Here is a 9,367-nt window from a genome sequence, read left to right as displayed (position 1 = left end):
TCATCGCGGTCGCGGAACGAAGGACGACGGTCATCGTTGAACCGGGGTCGCTCATCACGGTCGCGGAACGAAGGACGACGGTCATCGTTGGACCGGGGCTTCTCATCACGGTCGCGGAACGAAGGACGACGGTCATCTTTGAACCGGGGTTTCTCATCACGGTCGCGGAACGAAGGACGGCGATCATCATTGTATCGGGGCCGCTCATCGCGGTCGCGGAACGAAGGACGGCGGTCATCGTTGGACCGGGGTCGCTCATCACGATCGCGGAACGAAGGACGGCGATCGTCATTGTACCGGGGTCGCTCATCACGATCGCGGAACGAAGGTCGGCGGTCATCGTTGGACCGGGGCCGCTCATCACGGTCGCGGAACGAAGGACGGCGATCGTCATTGTACCGGGGCCGCTCGTCGCGGTCGCGGAACGAAGGACGGCGATCGTCATTGTACCGGGGCCGCTCGTCGCGGTCGCGGAATGAAGGACGGCGATCGTCATTGTACCGGGGCCGCTCGTCGCGGTCACGAGAGGAAGAACGACGGTCTCTGTCAAAGGGACGTCGGTCATCACGATCACGCCCTTCAGACCTGCGTTCCTTGCGGGGGCGTTCTTCTTCTCCTACTTCCTGGGCCGGTTCTTCGCTGGCGTCCTGGGAAAGCAAGGGAGCAAAATCCTCTTCTTCCCAGTGAAGGCTGAGCAAATCATCTTCGACTTGGTTGGGTTCTGCCGATTCAGTGTTCTCTTCCTGTACTGATTCTTCGACTGCTTCCACTGCAGTATCTTCAGTTTCTACGGCTTCTTGCGCAGCTACTACCAATTCTTCTTGTTCATTCATTTCTTCTGTTTCTTTGTTCATACGTTCTTGTTCCATAAACTTGTTTGTTTCTTCGCGCTGGTCTTCGCCAGCTTCTTGTTTCACGGACCACCTATCGAAGGCGGTCAATCGTACACCGTGCTGCTTGGTCAGCAACCACGTCCGTGCCGTTCCCAAACGGCGGGTAAATCCAGGTGCTGCGACCTGATTGCTTATTTCCTGAATCTCATAGCCACGAATTGCTTGTGTGTCCAACCTGAAGGTACTCAGATTTGTCGAGAACACCAATGTCCCATCCTTCGCCAAGAGTGCATTCAGCACTTTCATCCAACGCAGATAATCCCTCTGGACATCAAAATCCTGGTCCATCTTCCTGCTGTTCGAGAAACTCGGGGGGTCGAAGATAATCAAATCATAGACCTTCCCTGCATCCAACGCCTGCATCACATACTGATGGGCATCAGTACAAATGCATGGATACATGGGCCCGGAAAAACCGTTGTCAGCCAAATTCTTTTCAGCCCACGCTGTGTAGGTACTGGACAAGTCCACCGATTCCACCAGTTCAGCTCCACCTCGGGCAGCATACACCGAGAAAGCTCCAGTATAGGAGAACAAGTTCAACACCTTGCATCCGATACTCATGTCCTGAACCATCATTCTCGTCATGACATGGTCAAGAAACAATCCTGTATCGATGCGTTTGGTCAAGTCAACAGTGAATACCAGTTCATTCTCTGTGACCTGTACCTCCAAGGAAGTCTCCCCTTGCATGGTATGTTGTTCCTTTCCCATCCGTTTCGGACGGCGATGGAACACCACATGGTCGGTCTGTACATAAAGCATCCGAGAGACAATATCGCAGCATACTCGCTCGGTTTCTGCATCCAAACCATCTACACTATAATCAGTGACCCTTGCATAGGGACCATAGAGATCCACAGTTACCGGAAACCGTTCAAGGTTTCGATCATATACCCTCATACAGGAGGTTCCGCTCTTCAGCATCAAACGACGCATTTTCAGAGCATTCCCTTTCAAAATCTTTCCAAAATCCTTTTCTGTGTAATCCATGTCATTCCTAGTAGCTCTTTCTGCAACGCAGTGTATATGCTAATATAGAAAAAAGCTAGAGAAGCAAAGGAAAAAATGATGGAAGAAGATGCACAGGCTTTTATCGAAGAGCTTGAGAAAAAACGTGGAGCCCCCCTCACTTGGCGTACCTATGCCACATGGTACGGAAACAACCAAGGTATCATGCGAGAATTCGGAGTATTTCTCTATCGGTCGGGCAATTCCCTCTACTTTGAAGATTTTGAGCGGACACCCACCCTCTTCGGCATCAACATTCGGCAGAAAAGACCCAAGGAACCTTTCATCAAGTATGAAGGTTCTTTTTCTCTGGACGAAGTGCGCGAGACCAGACCGGTGGCAAAAAGCCTTGCCTGGAAAGTGATTCAAGGCAGACGCAGTGATGTTACACTCCAACAGGCCACCTTCTGGGATAAGACCTTCCGCCAGATTGTCGAGATGGTGATCATGAAGGACGGGACCGTGCATTTTTTTGAGCTGATGGACCGAAAACAATTTATCAATGAGTTGCAGATTCGCAACAAGGAGGAATAGATGGGAGCATTCAAAGCATACGATATCAGAGGAATCTACAACAAGGATTTCAACAAGGATACCGTGTATCGAATCGGATATTTCCTTCCCAAACTACTGCAAAGCAAGGTGGTTTTGGTTGGCCGTGATGTCCGGACCAGCAGTGAGGAAATTTTTGAATCACTGTGCAAGGGAATCACGGACAGCGGTGCGGATGTGTATGACATCGGATTGGCGACCACTCCGATGGTATATTTTTCTACGGTCCATTTTACAGTCGATGCTTCGGTCCAGATTACGGCAAGCCACAACCCTCCACAATACAACGGACTGAAGATCAGCAGGGCAAAGGCTGTTCCTGTTGGATCAGACAGTGGATTGCAGGAACTTGAACAAATGGTCAAGGAAGAAAAAATCCAGATCGCCCCCAAACAGGGGATCATCATCTCCAAAGATGCGAAAACTCCCTATCTTGCCTTCCTCAAGCAATTCGTTCCCGATACTTCCAACCTGAACATTTCGATCGACTGTTCCCATGGTATGGCCAATTTGTTGGTCAAGGACCTCTTGGGAAACAACCATCATTACCTCTATGATCATTTTGACGGAACCTTCCCGGCGCATGAGCCCAATCCGTTGGAAGTCGAGAACTGCAACGATCTGAAAGAAGCTGTTTTGAAAAATCACAGTGATATCGGCGTCATTTATGATGGGGATGCCGACCGGGTCATGTTCCTTGATGAACATGGACGCTTCCTGCAGCCCGACTACATCACCTCGGTTCTCGGTTACCATTACCTGAGAAAGGAAAAGGGCAATGTATTGGTGGACATCAGAACCAGCCGTTCCACTACTGAATACCTCACCAAGCTTGGTGCTACCGTACATACCTGGAAGGTAGGACACGCCTTTGCAAAGAACAAGCTCCGAGAGCTGGGTGCCATCTTCGGGGGAGAACTTGCAGGCCACTACTATTTCAGGGATTTCTTCAATTGCGACAGTGGGTTCCTCGCTTCGTTGCTCGTTCTGAAAGTGGTCTCGGAGTTGAAATCTGAAGGGATAAGCATCGGATCCTTCATTGATTCCATCATCAGTTATGCGAACAGCGGAGAGATCAACTTTAAGCTGGAGCACAAGGATGATGCGATGCAAGCTCTCTACAACCGATTTGTCGAAGAGGATACACCGACCAAGGTCATGGATTTCGATGGATATCGCATCGAATTTGCTTCTTGGTGGTTTAATGTACGCAAATCGAACACCGAGCCGTATTTACGCTTGGTAGTGGAAGCAAAGACCGACGAAGAGCTGGTACAACGGAAAAACGAGCTCTCATCCATCATCCGACAGTTCAACTAAGTGAGGAACTTTTCATGAAAGTATTATTGTTTGGGGGTGCCGGATATATTGGCACCCACGTCGCCCTCGAGTTTCTCGATCGCAACGATACGGTCGGGATTTTTGACAATCTCTCCTCGGGCTTACGTTCCAATGTGAATGACCAGGCTCTTTTTTATGAAGGAGACATCCAGGATAAGGATCGGGTGCTTCAGGTGCTCAAGGAAGGATGGGATGTAGTCATTCATCTTGCAGCATTCAAGGCGGCTGGGGAATCGATGCTCAAGCCCATCAAATACTCCCAGAACAATATCTCTGGATCTTTGAATTTGATAACCGGCTGCATCAAAGCAGGAGTAAAAAATTTCATCCTTTCCTCCTCCGCTGCCGTATATGGGGAACCTTCCTATCTACCGGTCGATGAGAATCATCCCAAGAACCCTACCAATTATTATGGATATACCAAGCTCTGCGTGGAGGAAAATCTCAAATGGTATGCCCAGCTCAAGGATTTCCACTACGTATCGCTTCGGTATTTCAATGCGGCAGGATACGATGAGCGTGGAAGGATGCTCGGCCTTGAAAACAATCCGGCGAACCTCATCCCTGTGGTCATGGAAGTGGCATCCGGCATCCGTCCCAATCTTCTGGTATTCGGAAATGATTATGATACCGTTGATGGTACCGGAGTACGAGACTATGTCCATGTGACCGATCTTGCAAAGGGGCATGTACTTGCTGCTGACTACTTGAATGCAGGCAAGGGAAATCTGGTCGTCAATCTGGGCAGCGAAGAAGGTCTGAGCGTACAACAGATTCTCGATACGGCTCGAAAGATTACGGGAAAACCCATAGACGCCCAGTATGTGGAAAGAAGAGCAGGCGATCCTGCCAAGCTTGTGGCATCTTCCCAATTGGCATATAAGAGTCTTGGATGGAAAGCTGAACACTCTTCAGTCGAAACCATCATCCAGACTACCTGGAAGGTGTATCAAGCCAACCAGAAGAAACTGGAGCCGTAACAGGCAAAACAAAACGTTCACTGCGGCAATCCTCGGGTTGCCGCTTTTTTGTGGAGTACCTACAATAAAAAAGACAACCCACACGACATGGATTGTCTTTCAACTTGCTCGCCCAGAGGGATTTGAACCCCCGACAGGGTGGTTAACAGCCACCTGCTCTACCGACTGAGCTATAGGCGAATATCGTTTCGAACGATTGGTACATTACCCGATAGGCACGGTATTGTCAAGCAGTTTCCCGAAAGTTCACAGGAAAATAGCCTCTTGAGACTACAGAAAAGGAACGGCTGCCTGATGGCAGCCGTTCCTGATCAAAGCTTTGGATTTACTTCACGGGATAGTTCTTCGAGAGGAACTCCATGAATACATCACTGAGCAGGGATCCTTCAGTAAGCACCTTGCCGAACATGGTGTAACCATCACCGCCAGCTGCCATGAAGTCGTTGGTAGCCACCTTGTAGGTAGCATTCTTATCAATCGGCTTACCATTCAGCAGGACGCGGAGGATGCGCTTTCCAGGAGCTGCGAAGCGGTTGTACACCACCTGCAGATCAGTCTGGGAGAATGCACCATTCGTCTGAGGAAGCATGCTGTAGCCATGCTCAAGCGCGGCATACACATCAGAGCCCTTGGCCTCGACGACCGTGATGATGTTGGTGAACGGCAGGACGTTGATGACTTCACCAATCGTCACGTCGCCAGCCTCAATCGAAGCACGGATACCACCACCATTGGTAATGGTGAAGTCAGCACCACTTGCAGCAGTCATTGCCTGGGTGATCAACTTGGAAAGGTTGGTCGGCTTGGTGCGGACGTCTGCACGTTCACCATCAAGCTTCTCAGGAATGGTTGCAATCACAGTGCTCAACTTCGAGTCAAGCTTAGCGGACATGTAGGAGATATACTCATCGACCTGAGGATCGTTGGGAATGTCCTTGATGCCGTACTGCTTGGCAAGTGCGGAATCCTTTGCATTCAACACGTCTTCTGCAGGAATCAGCATCGGATAGGTTGCAGTAACCTTACCGTTCTTCACATGCAGCTGAACGAGTCCAACATACTTCATATAGTCGCCAGCGGAAACGATCAGCGTATCTCCAACCTTCTTGCCCTCCTTGAGGACCGTATGGCTGTGGCCATCGACAAAGAGGTCGATACCCTTGATTCTCTGAGCGATCTTCTCACTGGTAAGACCAGATGATCCATCAGCATCCATACCGATGTGGCCGAGTACGATGATGTAATCAACATACTTCTTTGCCGTATCAATAGCCTGCTGACCATACTGGAAGATTTCATCGTTGGCGAATGTAAGGCCTTCAATGTTCTTCGGGTGGGTCTTGGTAGCAGTATCAGGAGTGGTCAAACCAACAACCGCAACCTTGAATCCGTTGTAGTTGTATACCTGGTACGGCTGGAATACCAAATACCCATTCTTATCCAGAACGTTTGCACTGAGTACTCTGAGCGTCGTGTTGTCTTCGGCATACTTGGCAGCTTGAATCAGGCGGTCTGCGCCGTAATTGAAGTCGTGGTTGCCGGGAGCAACTGCATCATAACCGAGCATGGTGAGCAATACACCCACGGTCTCGCCTTGGAACATGTTGGCCAGGTTGGTTCCATGCGTCACATCACCATCATCCAACACCAAGAGGTTGTTGGTAAGTGCGCGACCCATCTTCAACATGGTTGCAAGCTTGGAGTAACCCATACCGCCGTCAGCAGGAACGATACGTGCATGCACATCGTTGGTGTGGACAACGAACAGATCGAACTCTTTGGCTCCATCATTGTTCTTTACGATTTCCTTGACGCCGAGCGGATACTCAACAGCCTTCGGAGCTGCAACAACTGGTGCCGGGGCAGGTGCTGCTGCAACAGGGGCGGGTGCCGGTGCTGGGGCGGGTGCCGGAGCGGGAGCGGGAGCCGGAGCTGCCGGGGCTGCTGCCTTCACCACAGGGGTGGCTCCAATCAGCTTCACGATGGCCGGATCCTCAGGTACGCTCACCTTCAGCGTGTAGCCCATCGCATTCGCAAACGGCTCGTACGCCTTGGCAATCGCACTCTTGCCCGTGTCAAGCACGTCGGCGGCGGGAAGCAGCATCGGGTACTCGGCCTTCAGCTTGCCGTCAACCACGCTCAGCTGCACCGCTCCAACGCTCTTCAGCCCTTCGTCGGCGCGCACGATCAGCGTCCCGTTCACCGTCTCGGCCATCGCGGATCCGTTTCCGTCCACGATCAGGTCGATGCCGTTGATGTTCTGGGCCACCATCTCGCTGGTGATCTCGCCCTTGCTGCCAAGGTCGCTGAGCACCACCAAGTAATCAACATACTGCTTGGCCATGTCCACTGCATACTGGGCATTGTCCAGGATGACCGAGCTGGTAAAGCTCACGCCCTGGATCGGCTTCGGGGCCACAAGGCCCACAACGCCCACCTTGAATCCGTTGTAGTTGTACACCTGGTACGGCTGGGCAACCAGATACCCGTTCGCATCGAGCGCGTTCGCACTCAGCGGAAGGGCCTTCTTCGTCCCGGCAATCCCGGTAGCCAGCTGCACTGCCTGCGGGGTGTAGGCGTCGTAGCCGAGCTCGTCGATCACCGATGCCGCAAGCATCGCCTTGTCGGCAGGGATGTCCCCAACGTTGCCGCTGTTCAGAAGCAGCCAGTTGTTGGTGATCGCCTTGCCGGCCTTCAGAGCGGTGGACAGTCTCGCAAGACCGAGCCCTCCGTTCATGGAGTAGATGTTGCCGTTCAGGTCGTTCGTGTGCACGATGAACAGGTCGAAGGTCTTCGCCCCATCATCATTCTTTACAATTTCCTTCACACCGTAGGGGTAAACCATCTCAGCAGGAGCTGCGGCAACTGGTGCCGGGGCAGGTGCTGCTGCAACAGGGGCGGGTGCCGGTGCTGGGGCGGGTGCCGGAGCGGGAGCGGGAGCCGGAGCTGCCGGGGCTGCTGCCTTCACCACAGGGGTGGCTCCAATCAGCTTCACGATGGCCGGATCCTCAGGTACGCTCACCTTCAGCGTGTAGCCCATCGCATTCGCAAACGGCTCGTACGCCTTGGCAATCGCACTCTTGCCCGTGTCAAGCACGTCGGCGGCGGGAAGCAGCATCGGGTACTCGGCCTTCAGCTTGCCGTCAACCACGCTCAGCTGCACCGCTCCAACGCTCTTCAGCCCTTCGTCGGCGCGCACGATCAGCGTCCCGTTCACCGTCTCGGCCATCGCGGATCCGTTTCCGTCCACGATCAGGTCGATGCCGTTGATGTTCTGGGCCACCATCTCGCTGGTGATCTCGCCCTTGCTGCCAAGGTCGCTGAGCACCACCAAGTAATCAACATACTGCTTGGCCATGTCCACTGCATACTGGGCATTGTCCAGGATGACCGAGCTGGTAAAGCTCACGCCCTGGATCGGCTTCGGGGCCACAAGGCCCACAACGCCCACCTTGAATCCGTTGTAGTTGTACACCTGGTACGGCTGGGCAACCAGATACCCGTTCGCATCGAGCGCGTTCGCACTCAGCGGAAGGGCCTTCTTCGTCCCGGCAATCCCGGTAGCCAGCTGCACTGCCTGCGGGGTGTAGGCGTCGTAGCCGAGCTCGTCGATCACCGATGCCGCAAGCATCGCCTTGTCGGCAGGGATGTCCCCAACGTTGCCGCTGTTCAGAAGCAGCCAGTTGTTGGTGATCGCCTTGCCGGCCTTCAGAGCGGTGGACAGTCTCGCAAGACCGAGCCCTCCGTTCATGGAGTAGATGTTGCCGTTCAGGTCGTTCGTGTGCACGATGAACAGGTCGAAGGTCTTCGCCCCATCATCATTCTTTACAATTTCCTTCACACCGTAGGGGTAAACCATCTCAGCAGGAGCTGCGGCAACTGGTGCCGGGGCAGGTGCTGCTGCAACAGGGGCGGGTGCCGGTGCTGGGGCGGGTGCCGGAGCGGGGACCGGAGCTGGTGCTGGTGCAGGTACTGCCGGAGCCGGAGCAGGGGCAGGTTCTACGACAGGAGCTGGCGGAATCGGCTCAACCTTTGCAGTGCTCTTACAGCCTACAAGGGAGAAAGCCAACAAAGCTACCAGCATTGCTGTCATAATTGTTCTTGAAAGACGTTTCACGTGTTTCCTCCTCATGACGTTCTCATGTGTCGTTGTATACGTACTCAACAACACTATAACACACACTGCTAGAATCGGATACATCAAAAATACGCGAAAAATGGTGATTTAGGCCTGCAAATGAAGAAAAAAGAAGCCTGTGATAGCTACAATCACAGGCTTATGGTCATTTTTTCGGATAAAAAACCTTACATCAGATCTTTGGGCTTGCGAGCGGTATTCCCGGATTTCTCGCAATAAGCCACATGACGAAGCTTCCCGTTTTCAAAAACAGCCTTCATCTTGATGGTGCCGCCCCAGCGGCTGGTCAATACCTTTGCACCTTCACGGCGTGCGTTCTTTGATACGTTTCCTGCCATATACCTATCCCTCCATACATTTTACTCAATTTCCACTACTATAGCGATTCTCAGCTGGCAAGTCAAATCCCTACCTTACCAGTTTACCCACTTGTTGCAACTTTGACAATCCAA

General features: G+C 52.5%; 6 protein-coding genes and 1 tRNA gene. 3 read left to right on the top strand and 4 right to left on the bottom strand.

Annotation, left to right across the window (positions count from 1 at the left end; translation table 11 throughout):
* A partial coding sequence (locus tag AB7C91_RS04135; protein WP_428589404.1) for a class I SAM-dependent methyltransferase occupies positions 1-1,886 on the bottom strand: 1,886 nt, incomplete at its 3' end.
* Positions 1,887-1,964: 78 nt separating this feature from the next.
* On the opposite strand from AB7C91_RS04135, the gene AB7C91_RS04130 reads away from it, so the two are divergent.
* Genes AB7C91_RS04130 through galE form a run of 3 tightly spaced genes read left to right on the top strand, consistent with a single transcriptional unit; the run spans position 1,965 to position 4,777 of the window.
* Positions 1,965-2,438 carry a hypothetical protein gene (locus AB7C91_RS04130; RefSeq protein WP_332446601.1) on the top strand — a complete coding sequence of 158 codons (474 nt, stop codon included), beginning with the start codon at positions 1,965-1,967 and terminating at the stop codon, positions 2,436-2,438.
* The gene (locus AB7C91_RS04125; RefSeq protein ID WP_332446600.1) at positions 2,439-3,776 is read left to right on the top strand and encodes a phosphomannomutase/phosphoglucomutase; all 1,338 of its coding nucleotides are present in this window, start codon (positions 2,439-2,441) and stop codon (positions 3,774-3,776) included. It begins immediately after the preceding gene.
* A gap of 14 nt (positions 3,777-3,790) precedes the next feature.
* The gene (gene galE, locus AB7C91_RS04120; RefSeq protein WP_332446599.1) at positions 3,791-4,777 is read left to right on the top strand and encodes a UDP-glucose 4-epimerase GalE; all 987 of its coding nucleotides are present in this window, start codon (positions 3,791-3,793) and stop codon (positions 4,775-4,777) included.
* Positions 4,778-4,884: 107 nt separating this feature from the next.
* Here galE and AB7C91_RS04115 read toward each other — a convergent pair.
* The 3 genes from AB7C91_RS04115 to AB7C91_RS04105 all read right to left on the bottom strand — a co-directional run bounded on the left by AB7C91_RS04115 (position 4,885) and on the right by AB7C91_RS04105 (position 9,253).
* Positions 4,885-4,957 (bottom strand) — tRNA-Asn (locus AB7C91_RS04115).
* Positions 4,958-5,102: 145 nt separating this feature from the next.
* A complete protein-coding gene (locus AB7C91_RS04110) occupies positions 5,103-8,894 on the bottom strand; it encodes a 5'-nucleotidase C-terminal domain-containing protein (protein ID WP_428589399.1) in 3,792 nt (1,263 codons plus the stop codon).
* Between the two features lie 188 nt (positions 8,895-9,082).
* The gene (locus AB7C91_RS04105; RefSeq protein ID WP_332446835.1) at positions 9,083-9,253 is read right to left on the bottom strand and encodes a hypothetical protein; all 171 of its coding nucleotides are present in this window, start codon (positions 9,251-9,253) and stop codon (positions 9,083-9,085) included.
* Positions 9,254-9,367 lie beyond the last annotated feature (114 nt).

The organism is Sphaerochaeta sp. (assembly GCF_050256055.1).
GTDB lineage: Bacteria > Spirochaetota > Spirochaetia > Sphaerochaetales > Sphaerochaetaceae > Sphaerochaeta.
The sequence above is the reverse complement of the archived record's forward strand: the minus strand, read 5'-3'. Positions and strand labels throughout refer to the sequence as shown.